The sequence below is a fragment of the Bacillus sp. FSL W7-1360 genome (assembly GCF_038592975.1).
Classification (GTDB): domain Bacteria; phylum Bacillota; class Bacilli; order Bacillales; family Bacillaceae_D; genus Shouchella; species Shouchella lonarensis.
Genome location: NZ_CP151950.1, coordinates 2708841 through 2729614 on the forward strand (window position 1 = coordinate 2708841; position 20774 = coordinate 2729614).

Annotated in this window: 14 protein-coding genes; 11 read left to right on the forward strand and 3 right to left on the reverse strand. The window is 43.7% G+C overall.

What is annotated here, in order from left to right; translation table 11 throughout:
- Positions 1-138 precede the first annotated feature (138 nt).
- From NSQ26_RS13980 to NSQ26_RS14005, 6 genes are all read left to right on the forward strand, one after another.
- Positions 139-4764 carry a phage tail tape measure protein gene (locus NSQ26_RS13980; protein WP_499718604.1) on the forward strand — a complete coding sequence of 1542 codons (4626 nt, stop codon included), beginning with the start codon at positions 139-141 and terminating at the stop codon, positions 4762-4764.
- A complete protein-coding gene (locus NSQ26_RS13985) occupies positions 4757-5593 on the forward strand; it encodes a phage tail family protein (protein WP_499718605.1) in 837 nt (278 codons plus the stop codon). The genes NSQ26_RS13980 and NSQ26_RS13985 overlap by 8 nt, the downstream gene beginning before the upstream one ends.
- Positions 5594-5604: 11 nt before the next feature.
- Positions 5605-6621, forward strand: a complete 1017-nt coding sequence (locus NSQ26_RS13990; protein WP_499718606.1) for a phage tail protein — start codon at positions 5605-5607, stop codon at positions 6619-6621.
- Positions 6618-7637 carry a hypothetical protein gene (locus tag NSQ26_RS13995; protein ID WP_499718607.1) on the forward strand — a complete coding sequence of 340 codons (1020 nt, stop codon included), beginning with the start codon at positions 6618-6620 and terminating at the stop codon, positions 7635-7637. The genes NSQ26_RS13990 and NSQ26_RS13995 overlap by 4 nt, the downstream gene beginning before the upstream one ends.
- Positions 7638-7698: 61 nt before the next feature.
- Positions 7699-8088, forward strand: a complete 390-nt coding sequence (locus tag NSQ26_RS14000) for a phage holin family protein (RefSeq protein ID WP_499718608.1) — start codon at positions 7699-7701, stop codon at positions 8086-8088.
- Positions 8089-8090: 2 nt separating this feature from the next.
- The gene (locus tag NSQ26_RS14005; RefSeq protein WP_499718609.1) at positions 8091-8819 is read left to right on the forward strand and encodes a peptidoglycan recognition protein family protein; all 729 of its coding nucleotides are present in this window, start codon (positions 8091-8093) and stop codon (positions 8817-8819) included.
- A 316-nt stretch (positions 8820-9135) separates the two neighbouring features.
- Here NSQ26_RS14005 and NSQ26_RS14010 read toward each other — a convergent pair whose 3' ends face one another.
- Positions 9136-9267: a hypothetical protein gene (locus NSQ26_RS14010; RefSeq protein WP_499718610.1), complete on the reverse strand. Its 132-nt coding sequence runs from the start codon at positions 9265-9267 to the stop codon at positions 9136-9138.
- Between the two features lie 489 nt (positions 9268-9756).
- Here NSQ26_RS14010 and NSQ26_RS14015 point away from each other — a divergent pair, with 489 nt between their 5' ends.
- Positions 9757-10140, forward strand: coding sequence for a hypothetical protein (locus NSQ26_RS14015; RefSeq protein WP_499718611.1), 384 nt, complete (start codon positions 9757-9759; stop codon positions 10138-10140).
- A 228-nt stretch (positions 10141-10368) separates the two neighbouring features.
- Here the strand turns inward: NSQ26_RS14015 and NSQ26_RS14020 are convergent, their stop codons facing one another.
- Positions 10369-10839 carry a type VII secretion EssA family protein gene (locus NSQ26_RS14020; protein WP_090774726.1) on the reverse strand — a complete coding sequence of 157 codons (471 nt, stop codon included), beginning with the start codon at positions 10837-10839 and terminating at the stop codon, positions 10369-10371.
- A complete protein-coding gene (gene esaA / locus NSQ26_RS14025) occupies positions 10829-13840 on the reverse strand; it encodes a type VII secretion protein EsaA (RefSeq protein WP_499718612.1) in 3012 nt (1003 codons plus the stop codon). The genes NSQ26_RS14020 and esaA overlap by 11 nt, the downstream gene beginning before the upstream one ends.
- Positions 13841-14274: 434 nt before the next feature.
- Between esaA and NSQ26_RS14030 the strand changes: the two genes are divergently transcribed.
- From NSQ26_RS14030 to essC, 4 genes are all read left to right on the forward strand, one after another.
- Entirely contained in the window at positions 14275-14565 is a 291-nt protein-coding gene (locus NSQ26_RS14030; protein WP_499718613.1) for a WXG100 family type VII secretion target, read from the forward strand.
- A gap of 64 nt (positions 14566-14629) precedes the next feature.
- Positions 14630-14878: an ESX secretion system protein YukD gene (yukD, locus tag NSQ26_RS14035; protein ID WP_499718614.1), complete on the forward strand. Its 249-nt coding sequence runs from the start codon at positions 14630-14632 to the stop codon at positions 14876-14878.
- Between the two features lie 26 nt (positions 14879-14904).
- Complete coding sequence (gene essB, locus NSQ26_RS14040) at positions 14905-16215, forward strand: type VII secretion protein EssB (protein WP_499718615.1); 1311 nt, start codon at positions 14905-14907, stop codon at positions 16213-16215.
- Positions 16215-20693 carry a type VII secretion protein EssC gene (gene essC, locus NSQ26_RS14045; protein ID WP_499718616.1) on the forward strand — a complete coding sequence of 1493 codons (4479 nt, stop codon included), beginning with the start codon at positions 16215-16217 and terminating at the stop codon, positions 20691-20693. Before essB ends, essC begins: the two co-directional genes overlap by 1 nt.
- Positions 20694-20774 lie beyond the last annotated feature (81 nt).

Sequence of the window (20774 nt, forward strand, 5' to 3'; positions counted from 1 at the left end):
TCAACGGCTTTATGCGATTGATGGAGACGAAAGCTGCGTCAAGAAGTAGACAAACAAGAAGATCAAAAGGAAAGCTCATGAACGCGGAAGATTTTTTCAACACTATATAATAGGAAACTCGTGCAAGGTAGGTGAGGAATGTTGGCGATGGTAGGCAGACCACTGGGAAATATGATCATTGAGCTCGATATGAGTGGGACAAAATTTCAGCGGTCATTAGACGTTATTCGGCGGCAATTAAAAACTGCTCAAAATGAGTTGAAGGCAAAAATGTCGGTGATTAGCCAAGCAGGTGATGGCTATAAAACAATGGAAGCCAAAGTGGCTGGTCTCACCAAGGTCATGGCAACCAACGAACAACAACTCGCCATCCTACACGAGCGCTACGAACAAGCCAAAAATGATTACGGCGAAAACTCAAAAGAAGCACAGCGCTATGCCGCCCAGATCAACGATGCAGTCGCAAAGCAATCAGCGATGCAAAAGCAGCTTGAAGACGCAGAGATTGCGATGCGTGACTACAAGCGTGGCACACAAGATACGAAAACACAAATTGACCAAGCAGGACGGTCTATGCAGGCACAAGTATCCGTGTTGCAAATGCAAGGAAGGCAGTATGCCGCATCAAAAGCTACATTAGAGGGGCTGTCGGAGCAATACCACCTGCAAGGTGAGCTCGTTGAAAAAGAAAAAGACAAACTCAATGACCTCATAGATGTGAAAGGTGAAGATGCACGAGAAACGAGAGAACAACAAGTCGTTGTCAAAGAAGCCATTGCAAATCACAAGATCATGGAAGCACAACTGGGGGACCTTGAAAAGAAAATTGGTGGTGTTGGCGATGCCTACGTTAATGCGGCCGACCGACTTACGAACTTTAGTGATAAGATGCGCGGGGTGGCGGATCAATTAAAGAACGTGGGAAGAGAGCTCACCACAAAAGTGACGATGCCAATTGTCGCAGGGGTTGGAGCGGCAGTCGCAGCGGCGATTGAGTTTGAAGACAGTTTTGCTGGATTTAAGAAGGTCACAGACGCGACAGCACAGGAATTTTCGGTGTTTAAACAAGCGTTTCGAGACTTATCAAAAGAAATTCCGGTTGCGACGAGTGAGATCAACGAAGTTGCCGCCGCAGCATCTCAACTCGGCATCAAAAAAGAAAATGTTTTAGGGTTTACTGAAACGATGCTTGCGATGGGGGTTGCGTCAGACTTAACATCTGAACAAGCCTCTTTTGCATTTGCCCGACTTGCCAATATCACGCAAATGCCGCAGGAAAACTTTGATCGCTTGGGTTCGAGCATCGTTGAGCTGGGCAATAACTTTGCGGCTACAGAGGCAGAGATTGCAGAAATGGCACTACGCGTAGCTGGTGCTGGTACGCAAGTAGGCATGACAGAAGCTGATATTTTAGGTTTTTCCGCTGCTTTAACAGCAGTTGGAATCAACGCTGAAGCAGGCGGTACGGCGATTTCCAAGTTGATCATCGAAACCGCCGCCGCGGTGGACGAGGGCGGTGCGTCACTCAAACAATTTTCCGATATAGCAGGCGTATCTGCATCTGAATTTAAACAGGCATTTGAAGAGGACGCCGCTAAAGCTGTGTTTATGTTTCTCGGTGGGCTCGGGGAGTTATCCGATCAAGGAGAATCAGCGTTTCAAATTATTGATGACTTAGGAATGTCAGAGATACGCCTAAGGGACACGATTTTACGTACATCGAATGCACGAGAACTAGCAAACGATGCGCTAGAAACCGCAAACCGCGGCTGGGAAGAGAATACCGCGCTTGAAAAAGAAGCGGCTGAAAGGTACGAGACAACCGCCTCCAAGCTGAAAATCTTATGGAATCATTTGAAAGACCTTGGACTGCAAATCGGGGACTTATTACTTCCTATGGTAAATGAATTGATCGTACACATCACAAACGTGATCACTGTATTTGGCGGCATGTCAGATGGTATGAAAATAGGTACTGTGATTGTGGCAGGACTTGCGGCGGCTGTTGGTCCACTTGTATTAGCACTTGGACTATTTGCGGCGTCTATTTCATCCATTGCTGGGGTGATGGCAAAAGCGTCCATCGTGATGGGGAAATGGGGCGGTGTCGCCGGCATCCTTCGCAATATTTTTAGCGGCTTACGTGTGGCGTTTTTGGCTTTTACGGGGCCCATTGGACTGATTGTCGCTGGGGTAGCAGCTGTAGCGGCAGGGTTTGTGCTCGCCTATAAAAAGATTGAACCTTTTCGCACGTTCATCAATCAAATTGGTGTAGCCATCATGCGCGCTTTTGGAAATATTAAAGCGTTTTTCAGCGGAGACCTCCTCGGAAATGTGAAAAATATCCTGCCGCCTGAGCTGTTAACAAGGCTTCAGGCGTTTGGAGATGGTGTGAAAACTGTATTTCAAACCCTAAAACAACTCGTCTTAAGTGCAGTGTCAGTCATGACCGATTTTGCACGAGATAAATTCGGGCAGTTGACTGCTTTCTGGGATCAAAATGGACAACAAATCTTGCAAGCCCTCCAGAATGCATTTCAAGGGATCAATACTGTTGTGACGGCAGTATTTGATGCAGTGATGACAGTCGCAAAGCCGTTACTTTCTTTCCTATTTAATATAGGAAAAACCGTCTTGCCCTATGTTGTGGAAGCCTTTAAATTCGGATTCAATGTCATATTATCCGTTGTCAAGATGGTATGGGAGAACATCAAGGGAGTGATCAATGGAGCGCTCAACGTGATTATGGGCGCCATCAAAATCTTCACAGGGTTGTTTACCGGAGATTTTCGTGGAATGTGGGAAGGAATCAAACAACTCTTTTTCGGAGCGATTGAAGCGATCTGGAACGTGATACAACTGATGTTTTGGGGGCGGTTATTAAAAGGTGTCGTTGGTTTTGCACAAATGTTCACGGGGTTCTTTCGGGGCATGTGGAATGGCATCAAAACCATTTTTACTACAGTCATTCAGTTTGTCGTGAACTTTGTCAAGAACAGTTTTACCGGCATGGTCAATGTCACGAAAAGCATCTTCAACGCATTCAAGAATGTGATCACGACGGTGATTAAGGCAGTGAACAATATTATTTCCACTATCATCCGCGCCGTGGTTGGCTTCGTAAAAAATCAATTTACCACAATGAAAGACAAGACAACCTCTGTATTTACCGCACTAAGAGACGCTGTCAAACGGATTTGGGACGCAATACGATCCCGTATTGTGGATCCTGTAAAACGAACAGTAGACAACGTACGTAGTTATTTTGGGAGTATGCGGCAACGCGTCATCGATATTTTTAATGGCATGCGTAATAAAGTCGGAGAGATCATCTCAAAAATGATTGATACGGTTAAAGCCATGCCAAAAAAGATGGGAGACGGATTGAAAAGAGCCGCAAAAAACATCGGTGGCGGAATCAAAGAAGTCAGCAAGCTCCTCCTAGAAGGACTGGCAAAAGGTGTCAATGGCGTGATCGGCGGGGTCAACTGGATTTTAGACAAAGTTGGTGTGGATTCAAAAATCCCGAAGTGGAAGCTACCCGAGTACGCCAAAGGAACAAAGGGACACCCTGGCGGCTTAGCGGTGGTGGGAGATGGCGGGCAAGAGGAATTGATCCGCTATCCAGATGGTCAAATGGCACTTTCTCCATCGACAGACACGCTTTTGAATTTGCCAAAAGGCACGCAAGTTTTAAGTGGTCGTGATACAGCCGCGCTCTTGCATGCTTTACCCGCCTATAAGGAAGGCACTGGGGCATGGGATTGGATTAAAAATACAGGAAGTAACATTGCAAATACTGTAAAAGGTGGCGTATCAGCATTGAAGGATAGTGCCATCGATGTATGGGATTGGGTCACAGATGGCGCAAAAAAACTTCTCGATAAGGTGCTTGAAACGATGGGTGTGGAAGTGCCGGATATGAACGGTAGCTTCGGGAAAGTCGCACGTGGATCGTTTGGGTTCATAAAGAACAAGATGGTGTCGTTTGTGGATGGGAAAATGAATGAGGGAATGCCGGAAGGCGGTGGCGGTCATGGCTTCCCACCTCCCTTTCGTAAATCATCATCCTTTAACCCGCGCCGGAAACACCCAATTACAGGAAAGATTCAGCCTCATAACGGCGATGACTGGGCCGCCCCTCCTGGCACGCGAATCCCGGCTCAATCAGGTGGGCGTGTTTCTTACAGTGGTCGCATGGGTGGATATGGAAATATTGTCATCGTCAAAGGTGGCGGTGGACTAGAGTACCGTTATGCGCATAATAGCCGGAACTTGGTGCGTCTGGGCGATGCCGTAAAACCAGGACAAACTGTTGCTTTGGTTGGTTCGACTGGCGATTCAACCGGGCCGCACCTCCATTTCGAAGTCCGCCGAGGTGGTAAGCCACTGAATCCATCAAAATATGAAAATGGTGGTTTCAGCTTAAAACATAAACTGGCTGAGATCAGTGAAGGAAATAGGCCAGAAGCGATTATCCCTCTACACCGATCGAAAAGAAGCAGAGCGATGCAGCTTCTGGCAAAAACAAATGAGATTGTTGGACTTGATCATGGCAGTCAAGTGCACGTGCAAAACGACAACACGGACATTGTCGCAGAACTCGTAAAAGGTCAGGCGATGATGCAACAACAAATTGATCTTTTACAACAGTTGTTGTTAAAAAATCAACACGTCTACTTAGATGGTCAGAAGATCACAGATGATGTGAATCGTCGTCAAGGCAAGCAATATCAGCGCTTAGCATGGCAGGGAGGTGTGTAGACTGTCACTTACACAAACGTTGCGTTTAGACTTTGAAAACGGCACACGACAAGAAGTTGGTAGCGGACAAGGCTATTATTTAGTGGATTTTGACACGGGCAGTCCTCAACCCGCAACAAACTACCAAACGTTTGAAGGTGTGGACGGTGCACTAGACATGGGGACGATCTTTGGCCCTCGAACCCTTACCGCCACCTTTTTAATCACGAGTCGAGACCATGTGGATGTTGTGTTGTTGCAACGCGAGATTTGGCAATTATTTTTTCAGCGCGAAGCGTACTACATTACATGGTCGGAGATGCCAGGCATGCGGTGGCTCGTGCACCTGAAGCCTTTTGAGTATACAAGGATCAACATACTAGATGCCACGGTGACAATAGAATTTGACGCTTTTAAAGGATACGCAGAGTCAGTGGGGGCAACACAAGATGCATTTACGTTTGATGCAGGGCTATGGCAAACAGGACAAGGTTTGATTGGTGAGGATTTCACGTACACGTTCCATACCAACAAATTTTCTGTTTACAATGCTGGAGATATCGCGATTGATCCAAGGGAGCATGAACTTGTTATTGTGATTAAGGGAGAAAGCGAAGGACAGATGAGGATGACAAACCATGAAACGTCTGATGTATTTGTATATGAGCCAGCCTTTAATAAGGCAGATGAAATTAAGATAGATGGCGTGTATCCGAAAAGAAACGGGATTCACGCGGGGCGCAACACGAACCATGGCCTTATTAGACTTTGCCCTGGGTGGAACAAAATAGAGATTCAAGGCGTTCGGGAAGTATACGCGCGCTTTTTCTTTCGCTTTTTGTATCAGTAAAGGAGCACATCATGAAGACTGTCGTGATTACAAACTTTGAACAAACGTATGCCGAGGTACTCACTGATTTTGATCGTGCTTCTTTTGTGGAGGAATGGTCACTCAATAACCAATGGCAAATACAATTTTCCGTGGTCAAGACGGCTAAAAATTCTTTTGCCTTTGATTTAATTTCCCATGAATCAACGGTATCTTTTAACGAGCAAACCTTTGTGATTAAACAGATGACGACAAAAGCAATTGGCGATACGATCCAAAAAGACGTGACCGCACTGCATATTTATTTTACGATGCAGGACTTATTTAAACTTGAAACGCGGTCAGGGACATTGTCCATATCTGCTTGCTTAAGTCATTTGCTAGATGGCAACGGCAGCGGATTTACATGGGAGACGGTAGGCGATTTTAACAAAGTAGAACAAGAGAATTTCGGCGGGAAGCACTTACTTGATGGATGTCTGGAGATCGTCAAGGACTATGATGCTGTAATGGTGGCAGATAACAAACATCTCACATTTTATGCACGTGATCAGTACGGTGAGAAGACAGGAAAATATATTCGTTATCGTTACAATACCGACGACATACAGGCGCAAGTAGACACAACCCAACTAAAAACGCGTGTAAAAGGATTTGGAAAGCAAAAAGAGAACGGCAGTTACTATTTTACGCCAGTAACGTATACAAGCGAGCAGGCGAAAAAATGGGGAATTCGCGAAGCAGCCCCGATCACCGACGAGCGAATGACGAATCAAGCAAGTATGAGAGCGAAGCTTGCGCGTGAATTACAAGACTATCCCACAATTTCACTTAGTACATCGCTGAAGAGAGATCAAGCCGTCAGGAAGGGCGAGTACTGGGTGATCGTGTATGAGCCGATGGGGCTCACGGTAGATACACAACTGGTCGGTTATAAAAAATATCCTTTTACACCAACCCCGCCAGAAATCACGTTGTCTAATGAAAAGGCTACGATACTGGATATACAAGTACAACTAGCAAAAGCGTTGAAAGGAGCGAGACCATGAGGTTAAAGAGGTGGCAGAACCTATTAAATCGTGATTTACGCAACGACACCAATGACAACTGGCAAGTGTTAGAAGAGACAATCGCTCAGTTATATCGTGAGGATGCAAACATTCGCGCGCGGTTGGATAATCTGGTGTTAAACAGCGGCGGTGACAGTTCGCTAGAAGTGGTAGATGCCCGTGTCGGTAGTGACCAACAATTGTATGAGACATTACAGGCACGTTTGCGGGCGGAGTTTGCGAAGATTAGAGATGATACAGAGGACACAAATACGAAATTGTTGCAGTTTGCGGCGACCGCCGCTGATTTACAAAAGCAACTCAAGCAGCTGTACGGAGCGGATCAGTCCGATCTGTATATCTATGTGGATGGTGATAAGGGAAGTGACAGCGCTGGGGAGGGATCGTATGAAAAGCCTTTTAGAACCATTACAAAAGGTGTATCTATGATTCCACTTGTGGTGGCAAACAAAGTTTATGTTGTCTGCACTCCCGCCGTGTACGACGAAGATGTGGTGATCGCTAATATTAATGCGCCCTCGATCGAAGTGTTGCCGACAAATTTAGAAACGCTTGAGGTCGGTAAACCAACAGGGTTTTATGTGCGGTCGATTATGGCGATTGATTGCGCCGGTTATGTCCGCATCAACGGGATTGATCAAATGAATACAGCGAATTCTGGTCTAAAGTTGGAAGAGCGACCTGTGACTCTGTTTTTTGAGCGTGTCAAATATTATGCGGTTAACCTCTGCCATTTTGCGGACAAAGCGCGATCAACGAACAATATTACCATCTATGCGAGTGCGTCAAATGGGCGGGTGTATTTCTCCCATTTTGTGAATCAATTTGAATGCGTACGTGTTAATTTCGCGGGAATGACGACCTTTAGCCCAAACAATACAGGCCATACGAATGATCGCGTACTGGTATGCGCACGATCCATCGTTATGGGCGCAGATTACCCCGTCAAGGCCGACAATCCAGATCGTACTTATGCAGGCGGGCAGATTTTTTAATATAGAGATAGATACAGACCAAGAAGGTCTTTTTTTAATGGAGAAAAGGAGAAGTGAAGCAATGGACACATTGATTGTGAATTTACATCATCTTGAAGCAGCAAAACTTTATTTATTTGGGTCGGTGAAGTTTTTAGACCTGTTGTTATTGTTAATGGCCATTGATGTGGTGACAGGCATTTTAAAAGCGATTCAAAACAAAGAATTGCGTAGTCGCGTATCGCTAATCGGCTATGCCCGTAAGATTGGCATTTTTGGGATTATCATTCTGGCCAATGTGATTGACGTTGCACTCGAACTAAACGGCATGGTTGTAACAGCAACAGTGGTTTTCTATTTGCTTAACGAAGCGTTGAGCATCGTAGAGAATGCGGCACAGATTGGATTACCAATTCCAACGATCATCAAGGATAAACTACGAGACTTTGAAAAAGAAGAGGAGCGTGAGTAGTAATGGTCGCAATCAAAAAGGATTTCATTCCATCAAAGGCACCTATCCGTCCAGGAACAAAAATCAAACCGTCTTATATCACGGTGCATGAAACAGCGAACACGGCAAAAAGGGCAGATGCAGCATCGCATGCACGCTACCTTAAAAATGGTGCAGGCGGCAGGGATGTTTCTTGGCATTTTACAGTCGACGATCATACGATCATCCAGCACCTTCCTACAAACGAGAAGGGGTGGCACGCCGGCGCAGAAGCAAATAACAAAAGCATCGGAGTGGAATTGTGTGTAAACAGCGACGGTGACTTTGAAAAGACGAAAAAAAACGCGGCATGGTTGATTAAGAAACTAATGAAGGAACATCGCATTTCATTAGGAAATGTCGTGACGCATAAGCACTGGACTGGCAAGCAGTGCCCAGCACGCTTGCTTAACGAATGGTCTACTTTTAAAAGGTTAATTGAAGGTGGCTCATCATCAAGTGGTTCAAGTTCAACAGGCAAGAAAACATTTGTCCATTTGCCTAAAACGGCAAAAACATGGCGGACGTACAAACTTAATGTCTCACCAACCAAAAAGAACTCAGATTGGTCACTCACGCCGTCAAGGTATGGCGGTCTGACATATGAAGTCTTAGGAAAACCCTATCCACACGTTGTAACCGTAAAAACTGGGCGTGGTAAGCGTAATATTTATGTGGCACCAAGCACAGGGGCAAAAATTTCTCGTAAGTAGCTCATCATGGTGTTTAACTAAATAAGGAACAAAACCTCTCAGGTTGTCGTTTTTATTTCATATGCGGCAATCTGAGAGGTTATTTTTTTGGAGAAGTAAATCAAAAATAAATATACGTAAAGGTGATCATATCCGTGTGATCCAAATGGCGAATATTACTTGGAGGGAGTGCTTGGGACGTGTGAATATGGATCATTCCTATCCCCGCCCCCAGTGGGTGAAACCTCCGTCCCTTGTGTAGAAATACCAATGAACAATGTAATGATGATTCCGCAACAGGCTTTCTTCATAAGCTCTTTTCCTCCCTTTAATCTAGTTATTCAACGACCGAATCTTGCGACCAACAATTGGTGTCATTATAAGCGAAGTTTTCATCTTTAAACTGGTCTCGAACATGAGACAGTAATTCTGAGCACAATGCTGGGTTCATTTCTTCTTTACATGCCATCCTCCCTAATTGCAATGTCATACTTTCAAAATCGACACTGTGCAACCAGTCTATTTAATCGTAACATCATACAAAACACGATTTCAATAAGAGGTTTTGCCTTCTTAGGTCTTTGATTGTCTATTTCTGAAAAGAGGATCTACTTAATTCACTAGCCAAAAATGGTACTCATTGTGGGTTAATTAACAAGTTATGCACACCTTATCAACAAATTTATGCACATATAGGAGGTGATTCAATTCATCCCCATAGCAATAAAAAAAGCGCTCACGCACTACTGCGAATATTGTCGTACGAAAAGTCAATTTATTAGCAGGAATGCCAGTTGATAACGTCGAATGACTCAACTGCAGGAAAGTAATTTAGCCGAAACTGGAGAATTATGCAGAAGTAAGCAGAGGAAAGTTGGAAAAAGGAGTTGTGCATACTTACAACGCTTATTCGTCGAGAACTGGAGTTTCCTAGAACTGATTTAGGAGGAGAAGCATAATGGAAATGATAAAAAGTACTTTTTCCGCGGTTTTAATTGCGTCTAGTCTAGTTTTCGCCAGTGGCGCACAAGCTGCAGAAGTCGAGCTCAATGGAGGGGGATCACCAGGTCATCCAGCTGCTACGAGCCAAGCAGAGGCTGCACTTGCTGGTCCCGGGATCCCAACTGCTAAGTGGAATGGCGCGATCGAACCCACTGGAGGAGGAAAACCAGATATTGATAGGCAACAAGTCGAGCTTAATGGAGGGGGATCACCAGGTCATCCAGCGGCTACGAGTCAAACAGAGGTTGCACTTGCCGGTCCTGGAATCCCAACTGCTGAGTCTAATGCAGAGGTCGAACCTACAGGAGGCGGTACGCCAAGGACTGAGTCACATACTTAAGCAATTAATTAGTGTATCGTTCATACAAGTAAGACCTCACTTCACATTTGAGCGGGGTCTTTTTTATGTGCGCCCGGCATGTTTAACGGTTGGAATGACGAACAGAGATGTACATGTGACCGGAGGAGGAGTTCCCGTCACGACAAATTAAAGCAAAAAGCTGTTCCGTTTGGGGCAGCTTTTTAATATGAAAACCACCTGCCACGGACGGCAGGTGGTTCGCAAATTTTATTGTTCAGTCATGCTAAACCCTTTAGGCAAGATATATACAAACAATGTCACAAGGAGTCCGGCGACAACAGTACCTAACACCCAAGGGAGCCAGGCAACGGAAGCATTTTCGTTATGCGGCGCTTCTTGAGGTAAAGGGTCTGCCACATGAAATAATCCAATGTGACTAGCAACGGCTGCTGTGGTCGATTTGTCTTCTCCAGTAAAAGAGAGTGCGCTAACCATTTCATTGTATTCTTGCTCTAAAGGTTGATCAAACTGAAGTTGATTGACTTCTTCAGGTACACGTGTCGGTTCTTGACTATCTTTTTCTGTATCATCTTTGCGTAGTTCTGGTCGTATTGTACGTTCTTGGTATTCAGCTGGGTTAGTAGGTGTTGCGTCTTCAGCCCCAAAAGAGAGGGGGGCGGATACTGTCAATAGTATTGCTATTGCACTGCAACAACCAACCAAATGCTTAAACCTCATACTCCTCATCCTCCGCCTCATTGCGTAGCTTATGTTTTTCGCGAATGTGTTTAGCTACAGGTATTGCAATTGAAAGACATGTGATCGCTGCTAATATCACAGTACCTGGGAAAAACAGCTTTTCCTCTTTATGTTGGATGGACATAAATAATGCTGCTATTGGGTTATCGGAATGGAAGTTTGGCATCGCCATGTCAAGCAATGGGATTGTAAACAAGAAAATGATTAGTACACTTCCAAGCGTACCCATCCACGGTCCGATCATGAGCAGTAGTCGAATCACACCTGCAGTTGCTAGTATAAGCAATACGGTAATAATTGTCCACTGAATTGCTTGTGCATCAGTCATCTTATAAATATTTAGCCCGTAAATGCTAATGATTAATCCAAGAGCTATAGACAAAATGCCATACAGTGAAAGATGCACTGGAATAGGCAATTCCCTATAGTGATGAGCCAAGTAACCAATCATTAAGCTGACAAGCAAGATAATGACAAGCATTACAACTGGTGGGGTAAACGGTTCAGCTGGTCCTTCAACTTGCTCACCAGCAACGTTAACGGGGTTGGACAAGTAGCTGTATATATTATCATTGTAATACCCATCGTTAATGGCGTTTTGAAGAATATTATTCATATCATCATGAACAAGCTGTGTCGTACCCACGCTATTTTTCCAGCGGTCATTTAAGTCATCTGATTTGTTTTGCACGGTTGCCACTTGTGTAAACATGTCTTCAGTTGACCCGATTAAGTTATCTTGGTGTTCGCTTAGAGAGGAGACCGCTTGACCGAGTTGCTCAATTTCACTGAGAGAGGTTTGATGACTAATTTGCACAAGACTGCCATCCAGTCCTTCTACTGGACCCGGTTCAATTTCAATTGGCTGACGGCTGCTTCTCATCTGCTCTAACGTATTGTTGGCAGATTCCCGTGTTTCATTTGCTAATGATAAAACAAGTTGTTGTTCTTCTTTTATTTCTGCACTAAGGTTGGTGAGAATGGTATTCGTGTCTTGAAGAAGTGTGTCCATTTCGCCACGTGCATCTACGGAAAATGTCTGGAAGTTGTTAATATCCTCAGTTAAGGACATGAACGACTTCACGTTGTTTTCGGAGTCTTGCAGGCCTGCTTTTAATTGCGCTGTACGAGCAAAATCTTTCAGTGCCTTATCGCGATTGTCTTTATCAACCGTTCCACTAGCGCGATATAACTGACTGGCCAATTCTAATTGTCCTAAAAGGTTGTAGTAATCCATGAGTGCATTTGGATCACGGTTTTCAATCGGATCAACGAATGAAGATTGGAAGTCACTTGCTGGTGGAGATGATAAGATTCTTTCTTCACGTTGTTGGACTTTTTTGAGGAGTGTCTCAGGAAGTTCCTTTGTTTTACCTTGTAGTGATTCTACCAACTTATGCAAATCCTCAAGGTACCCAATGTATTGTGAGACGAGCTCACGATTGTCGTTGATATCTTTTTGTACGTCTTCTTCCAGTTCCTTTTTTAATTGATCTGTACGTTCAATTGTCAGCTTCCAAGTATCGTATGCGGAATTGTCGGTGTGACTAGAGACATTTTCTTGATTATCTTTATTGGATGGATCATCTTTTTCAGGTGTTTCCTGTTTGTCTGCGTTATGATCGTCTGACTCTTCCGGTGGGTCAGGCGTTGGATCGGGGTCAGGATCAGGCGTTGGATCGGGATTCACATCACCCTTTTCTGGTTCAAGTTCCACAAGGGATGCTCTAATGTATTGCACATGTTCGAGTACCCCTTCAAGCACGTCTGGCTCTAGAGGTTCTAAAGGATGTAAAGGCATTGTCGAAAGGCCAGGATCATATGGGAGCGTGTGTTGGATCAATACCTCGTCACGCATCGCCAAGGTCGACATGAGTGTAGACACAAATACGTCCCGGCTATTCCCACTTTTATAAGATTGGATAACTTGCTCATATGTGCTCGGCAGGCGTTCAATTTCACTATTCAACGTATGAAAAGAGGTGTTCATATTGCCACCAAAGCCATACATTTGCTGATTTAATGTATTCATTCCATTATGAAACTGATTTAAGAAAGCATAAACATTCTCGCCCTTATTCTCTAATTGCGGTTGGAAAGGGGTTTGTCCTTCTCTCACACGTCTCTCGCCATCTTGCAATAATGTTTGGAACGTAGTAGACGAATCACTGATTAACTGTTCATTTGCTTGATCAGTAGCTAGTAAGGAAGTCGTCAAGTCTTGTTGATAAGTGAGGTAAGTGTCAATGTTTTTAGTAAGTGTTTCAAATGCTTTATCGCCTTCTGACAATGTGCTATGGGAATTTCCCGCAATCCCGGTTGCGTCTTTAGAGTAAGAAAATAGTTGTCCAAGTCGCTCGCGTTGGCGGTCGATTTCCTGCCCAAGTTCTTTGGAGCTTGGGGCATAAAAGGCGTGCATTTCATTTAAGAAATTGACCTCTTTATCTAGCACTTCATCAAAATTCGTTTGAACCCCGTGTACTTCTTCGCTCACATAGCGCCAATACATTGCGGTAACTTGACCGTTTAACGTTTGTTGCGCGGCTTCTAATTCTTTCTGCACACGTTCTTGGTTTTTCGCGTTTAAGTGAGGCGACATTTCGTAACGAACATCTGTGATACTTGGGATCGCCTCTTTAAATGACATAATGTCACGCGAGAATGAGGACGGGATGAAAATGACTGCATCGTATTCCTTGTTATCGATCCCTGATTGCGCGGCAAGTCGACTGACGACAGGCCATTCGTACCCAGATTCCTCATCCTGAATCGTTTGAACTAAGTTTTGACCTAACGTAATAAGGTCGTCACCAAGCGCCTTTTGGTAACCTTCATCTTCATTGACAATCGCGATTTGATCGGTCGTATTTTTCGGTTGGAACATTGGTTCAGAACCAATGTAGTTAAAAAAGACGAGCGGTGTTGCAGCGATGATCGCAATGGCAATAAGTAAGGTGATCAAGCCTTTCTTGTTTTTCACAGTCTATGTAGCCTCCTTTTTTAATTGTCATATTAATAGTACCAGAAACAAAATGTCAGTGAAATAATGAATTTTGTGTGAGGGTGTGTAATTAACAGCGCTTTCTCTCTGATGTCTATTATGGGGGAAACATGATTGATTTTGCAACATTATAAAAGAGACAATCCTAAAAAATACAATATGAAAAGTTTTTATTGGTTGTGCAAGCAGTCCATCGTTATTATGAAGGTTTATGATCAGATTGAATTGTTTTTTGGAAGGCGTCTACCATTTTATTGAAACATAAATGGGTATATAATCTAATCCAACCTTACTTTGGAAATAAAACGAAAAGAATGCTAAAGAAACCATGAAAAGGATTGACTTGTGTTTCAGTATTTAATATATTTATGAGTAGTACGATATACTACACTTTAGTTATGGGAGGAATCAACATGAGTCAAATTCGAGTAACGCCAGAATTACTAGAAACTGAAGCGAGAAAACTTCGTACAGATGCTACTAACTTGCAGACGCAAATGAAACAAATCACAGGGCGCCTCAACACATTGCACAGCATGTGGGAAGGTAAGTCAGCGACATCTTACATGGCACAATGGCAAGATCAACAAAAGCATTTCAAAAACACTGCAGTTATGCTAGAAGCTGTCGCAAAGCAGTCTGACGGTATTGCTACGACAATGCGCACGACAGACCAACAAATCAGTAATCAAATCGGATACTAATTTAGTCATAGCGCAATCGCGATTCATTTTTTGGATTGTGGTTGCGCTTCTTTGTTGAAAAGAGGTGTTTTTATTGTACATAAAAGTGACGGTTGATTTAAGAAATTATACTCAGAAAGAAATTGATCTGCGCTTGTCCGATCAATACACTGCCAGAAAATTTGTAGACATTATATGGCGTTTAGAAAAGATGACCAAAATGCGTCGTGAAGGAGATTTTATTCGAGTTGAAAATAAAGAGTGTACAGTTTCAGGTGATCAAATTCTTGCTGACGCAGGAGTGACAAATGGCGATCGACTCGTCATATTATAAAGTTGAGAAGGGGGTGGCTCATAGAAATGGATGAGAAGAAAAAGAGATATTTAGAAGAACAAACAGGCGCTGCAGTAGCACGTACCGAAGATGGCCATTATACCATTACATTACAATATGAAGAAATTAAGTTACATGACGTGTTAGAAGCCCAAATACTAGATGGGTGTGATGCCTATACAACACGGACCATCAGCCAAAATGATGATGATTTTGTGATCACAGTGAGATCTAACACGCCTTTGACGCCTTTTGGAACTGTTAGGCGTAAAACAGAAAGTACAAGGCTTTTTATTGCTGCGGCATTGATTCAAAAAGTCATGCAACATCGTAATGACAAACTTCATTTGATCATTTGTCCGGAGAATGTGCTTGTCAGTGAAGCACTTGACATCGTATTGATCCATTACGGCATTAAAAACAGTATGCCTCCTGATGAAAGAGATGAGGAAAAATTGTTTTTGGAACTACGAGCGACCTTATCTGCACTTTTAGATGGACAATATCATTTTAACGAATATATGAATGATAACGGCGTACTAAAATTGTCACCTAAAGCAACGTCTCTTATGAAACAAACAACGTTAGAGGCATTGCGTGATCTTGTGTCTAAATGGATACAGGTTCATGAAAAAGAAGAAGCCGTGCTACATAAAGTGCCAAAAAAGAAATGGACGATCCAAAAGTGGACAGGCATTGGACTTATCGTGGCACTTGTGCCAGCGATTGTGTTTACTGTGTATGTGCTTGCCTTTTTACAACCAAGACAAGCAGCATTTACTGAAAGCCATCGTGCGTACTTAAATGAAAATTATAGCGAAGTAATTGATATCCTTGAGTCATACAAACCGAACGTGATGCCGCGTGTCGTGAAATTTCAGCTTGCACAAGCGTACGTTGCGACAGAACAGTTAAAAGACGAACAGAAAGCAAACCTTACAAATGTCCTTGTGCTCCAGGCGGCTGAGCCGTATTTTGATTACTGGATTGCCATTGGTCGCGGTGAAAATGAAGAGGCTGTTGATATTGCTCGTGGGCTTGGGGATGAAGTCTTGATTGCGTATGCCCAAATTAAGCGTCGTGAAGAAATTAAAAATGATAAAAACTTGTCAGGAAAAGAACGCGAAGACTTAATTAAAGAAGTCGATAATGAAATTACAGACTACATGCAGGCGCTCGAAAAACTAGAAGAAGAGAAGAAACAAGAAGAAGAGCGATTACAGCCGCAAACAGAACCCGCTTCTAGCGACGTAAGTGAAGAGGAACAAAACGAGGAAAAGGATCGAGAAGGTAAAAAAGAGGATGCTGATGAGAAGAAGGACGGGGGTGATGAATAGTGTCCGCGTCACTATGGGTTTTCTATGACCAATACGTCCAAAAAACAACCGTTGATGAGCTCCCGATAGCAATGGGACCTGAGGAGCATGCGAAGTTACGTATTTCCTCTTTAAAAACAGATATACAAGCAAAGTCTCAAGGCGGACAGTGCGTCATCATGCGTGAGGATGTTTCTTTACAGGTACTCCCTTCTGGGGAATCGTGTGAGTTAGAAATAGACGGTAAAACATTGTCTTTCCTATATATAGATGACACATTACCTATAAAAAAGTATTACATCGGGCATCACAATATGGTCACAGTGTCTAGTGAGTCTTCGGCGCAAATGGTGTTGCCATTCCCTGTCTCATTCACACTTTTATACGAAACTGATCAAAATAGATGGCAGCTTTATCCGCAAAAAGATGAACAGCCGTTATACGTCAACGGTGAGAAAGTGACATCTCCTACACCGATTTTAAACGGTGATGCTGTCATAGCCGGGCATGCAGCGTTATCGATCATGGATGGTGACACATTAATAATTGAGAGTTTCGAACCATACGAAACGACATTCTCACAAGTAGAAACACCCACATCTCTGATGCAACAACAGTATCCAATGTACCGACGCACCCCACGTATTCTTTACCGAGAACCAAAGGATGAAGTGCCTTTTTCGATTCCGAGTCAAGAGCATGATGATAATGAGCGACCGCTGTGGCTTACCATTTTGCCCCAAGTAGTCATCATTATCGCGATGGGACTTGCGACGTTACTGATTCCTAACGGATGGTTTATGTTGATTTCAATACCCATCATGTTAGGAATGATTATTACCGCGGTGATCATGTATTTCCGAGATAAAAAGCATAAGAAGAAAAAAGAAGAAATTAGAAGGCGTTTATATAGAGGTTATTTAAAGGAAAAGCACGATGAATTACAAGCATTAAAGGAAAAACAACAGCATGCACTCGCGTATCACTTGCCGCCGTTTGAAAAGATGAAAGAGATGTCTCGCTATATTCATCGGCGCATATATGAAAAAGCGATCAAGGACGAAGACTTTCTTGAAGTGCGTGTCGGTAGATCAACAGTGCCGACGAGTTTTCGTTTAGAAGATGCCCGCGATGAGTTTTCAGAGCGTGAGCGTGATGACTTGCTTCTTGATTATGACAAACTAAAAAAAGCGTATCTTTCTATTGAAAATGCGCCGCTTCGGTTAAGTCTAGCAGAAGGTGCAATCGGGTATGTTGGGAAACCGAGAACCGTTGAGCGAGAAGTGTCACAGCTTGTTGGACAGCTTGCTTTTGCCCATAGCTATCATGACTTACGTTTTGTGGCGGTGTTGGACGAAAGACAATTTGAGAAATGGGCGTGGATGCGCTGGTTGCCACACTTTGAGTTTTTTCATACACATGCAAAAGGGTTTGTCTATGATGAAAAAGCATGTGACCAACTATTAAATCCATTGTATCAAATGATTCGCGAGCGGGATTTGGATCAAAAGTCGGACGACGAAGATGAGAAGAGGCTTTATACACCACATATTGTGTTCCTTGTGGCGAATCGTCCGCTCATTGCAGAGCATGCCATCATGGAGTATCTCGAAGGAGAGGACAAATCGTTAGGATTTTCTGTGGTATTCCTTACGGACGCAGAAGAAAACTTGAGTGAACACATCCGTACAGTCGTAAAAGCTGTCAACCATCGTGAAGGAGAAATCGTCATGCGTGGCGGTGAAGCGGAACATAAACGTTTCTTGTTTGACACGTACAAAAGTGAAACAAATGAACGGTTTGCGCGCACGCTCTTCTCTTTGCAGCACCAACAAGGAATGGTTCATTCCGTCCCTGATATGGTCTCGTTTATGGAGATGTTCTACGTCGCTCAAGTAAAAGACTTAGCGATCCGCGAGAGATGGGCGAAAAACAATAGCATCGATTCACTTGCGGCGCCGATCGGCTTTAAGTCAAAAGATGAGCTGTTAGAATTAAACATCCATGAGAAAGCGCACGGACCGCACGGCTTGCTTGCGGGAACGACAGGATCAGGGAAATCAGAGTTCCTACAAACCTACATCTTATCGTTAGCGATTAATTACCATCCACACGAAGTCGCATTTTTATTAATCGACTACAAAGGTGGCGGGATGGCACAGCCATTTAAAAATATGCCTCATTTACTTGGCGTCATTACAAACATTGCGGACAGTCCAAACTTTAGTGCACGGGCGCTCGCATCCATTGAAAGTGAACTGAAAAAACGGCAACGGTTGTTTGACCAACATACAGTCAGCCATATAGACGATTATATGGAATTGTACAAAGAAGGAACAGCCGAGGAACCAATGCCACACTTACTCATTATTTCCGATGAGTTTGCGGAGTTGAAAAACGAAGAAGATGAGTTTGTGAAGAAGCTCGTCAGTGCCGCACGGATTGGTCGAAGCCTAGGGGTTCATTTGATTTTGGCGACACAAAAGCCTTCCGGTGTCGTTGATGACCAAATTTGGAGTAACTCTCGCTTTAAAGTAGCTTTAAAAGTACAAACGCCAGAGGATTCACGAGAAATACTAAAAAATGAAGACGCAGCTTCCATTACCCAAACAGGACGAGGCTACTTACAGGTCGGCAACAATGAACAATATGACCTCTTCCAAAGCGCATGGTCTGGTGCTCAGTATTTACGCGAAGTGCACGAAGGAGAAGAAGACATTTTCTATGTGACCGATCTTGGCTTAAAAGGTGTCTCTCAGAGTGCTGTTAGGAAACAAAAGAAAGAAAAAGGAAAGACGGAAATCGAAGCGGTTGTCGAGGAAATCAATGCGACAACAGAAGATTTGGCGGTTGTACCGGCAAAAAGTCCTTGGTTAGATCCTTTAGGAGAAAGGCTCGTACGTCCAGCTGTAGACGACGAAGGAAAAGCCTTCCCAATTGCAATGATCGACGACCCAGAGCGTCAACGCCAATTCCCTGTTTGTTACGAATGGGGAAAAAGCGGCAACGTCTTGGTTCTTGGGGCGAGTGGATACGGCAAATCAACGACATTACTCACGATGTTACTAGCGTTTACGGAAGCTTTGACGCCAGAACAAGTGCACTTTTATGTGCTTGACTTCGGGAATGGTGCATTATTGCCATTACGTCAACTTGCCCATACGGGTGACTACATGAAAATAGATGAAGCCCGTAAGAAAGAAAAGCTGTTAGACTTTATCCAAAGTGAAATTGAGCGTCGAACAGAACTATTTTTACTACAAGAAGTAAGTACGCTCGCCCTTTACAATGAAGTGAGCGAGGAGCCACTCCCTGCGATCATTTTAGCGATAGACAACTTCGACGTGTTAAAAGAAGAATTTGACGATGATGTTCAAACAATTATTCAACTCTCAAGGGATGGACAGTCGCGCGGTGTGTATATATTCGTCACAGCCACCTCACCGAATGCGATTATGCCTGCGATGATGGGGAACATGACAACAAAGATTTGTCACTACATGCTTGACGACTCGGAGGTCACATCACTCTTTGGTCAACTCCCATTTAAACTAGAAGCCATTCCAGGCAGGTTGATCATTAAGACAGACCGGAATTGGTTCTGCCAAGCATTTTTACCAGTTGAAGGTGACACAGACCGCGAAGTGCTTGACAACGTGAAAGCACATATCCAAACATTGAACAAACGTTATGAAGGATTGTCTTTGCCAGAGGAAATGGCGATGTTACCAAAAGATTTACATCTCGTACCGTTCCGTAAGCGAATTAAAGAACAAGAGAGAATTGCGCTCGGCTTAAACGAAGATACGGTACAACCTGTCTACCTCAATGAAAGTGCAGGAGCGCACCTCGTCATTGCAGGTGAAGCGCACAGTGGGAAATCGAATATGTTAAAAGTGTTGCTGACGTTCTACTTAGAGCGTGGGGTAGAAAAAGCGGTTGTGTTTGATGGTTTTGACCGGCCACTATCTTTCTTTAGCTATCACGATCGCATCGTGTACGCAACAGATGTAGAAGCACAAATGAGGCAAGAACTACAAACCGCAAAACAAGTCATGAGCGAACGCGAAAAAAGCTACACAGACGCACTTAGCGCCGGAAAGCCGATGCCAACGTTCACGCCGTACATGTTTGTCATTGACAGCTATTCTTCATTTAAAGAGACGCTTGATAGTGACATTGAATTTGAGGATGATAAGAAACTAGAGTCCATGCTTGTCAGCTTAATGAAATCAGCGGGGCATCTCGGCTTTAAAGTGTTGCTAGCGACAAACCATGCGGAACTAACATCTGGGTTTGGTGACTTTGTAAGTGAATTAAAGAGCGTGCGTCAACACATTCTTGTAATGAAGAAAACAGATCAATCACTCGTAAGCACACGATTTGTGCATGAAGAGAAGCTAGAACAAGGGTTTGGTTACTACATTGTCAATGGCAAAGAAACGAAGATGAAAATTCCAGAAATGTTGAAGGAAGAAGAACCAGTTTATACACCGTAAAAGAACTGACTCCCCTCTGTTCTTTAGAGGGGGTCGGTAATTATTCTTGACCGTTACAATGTGCTTCACTATACTTAAAGT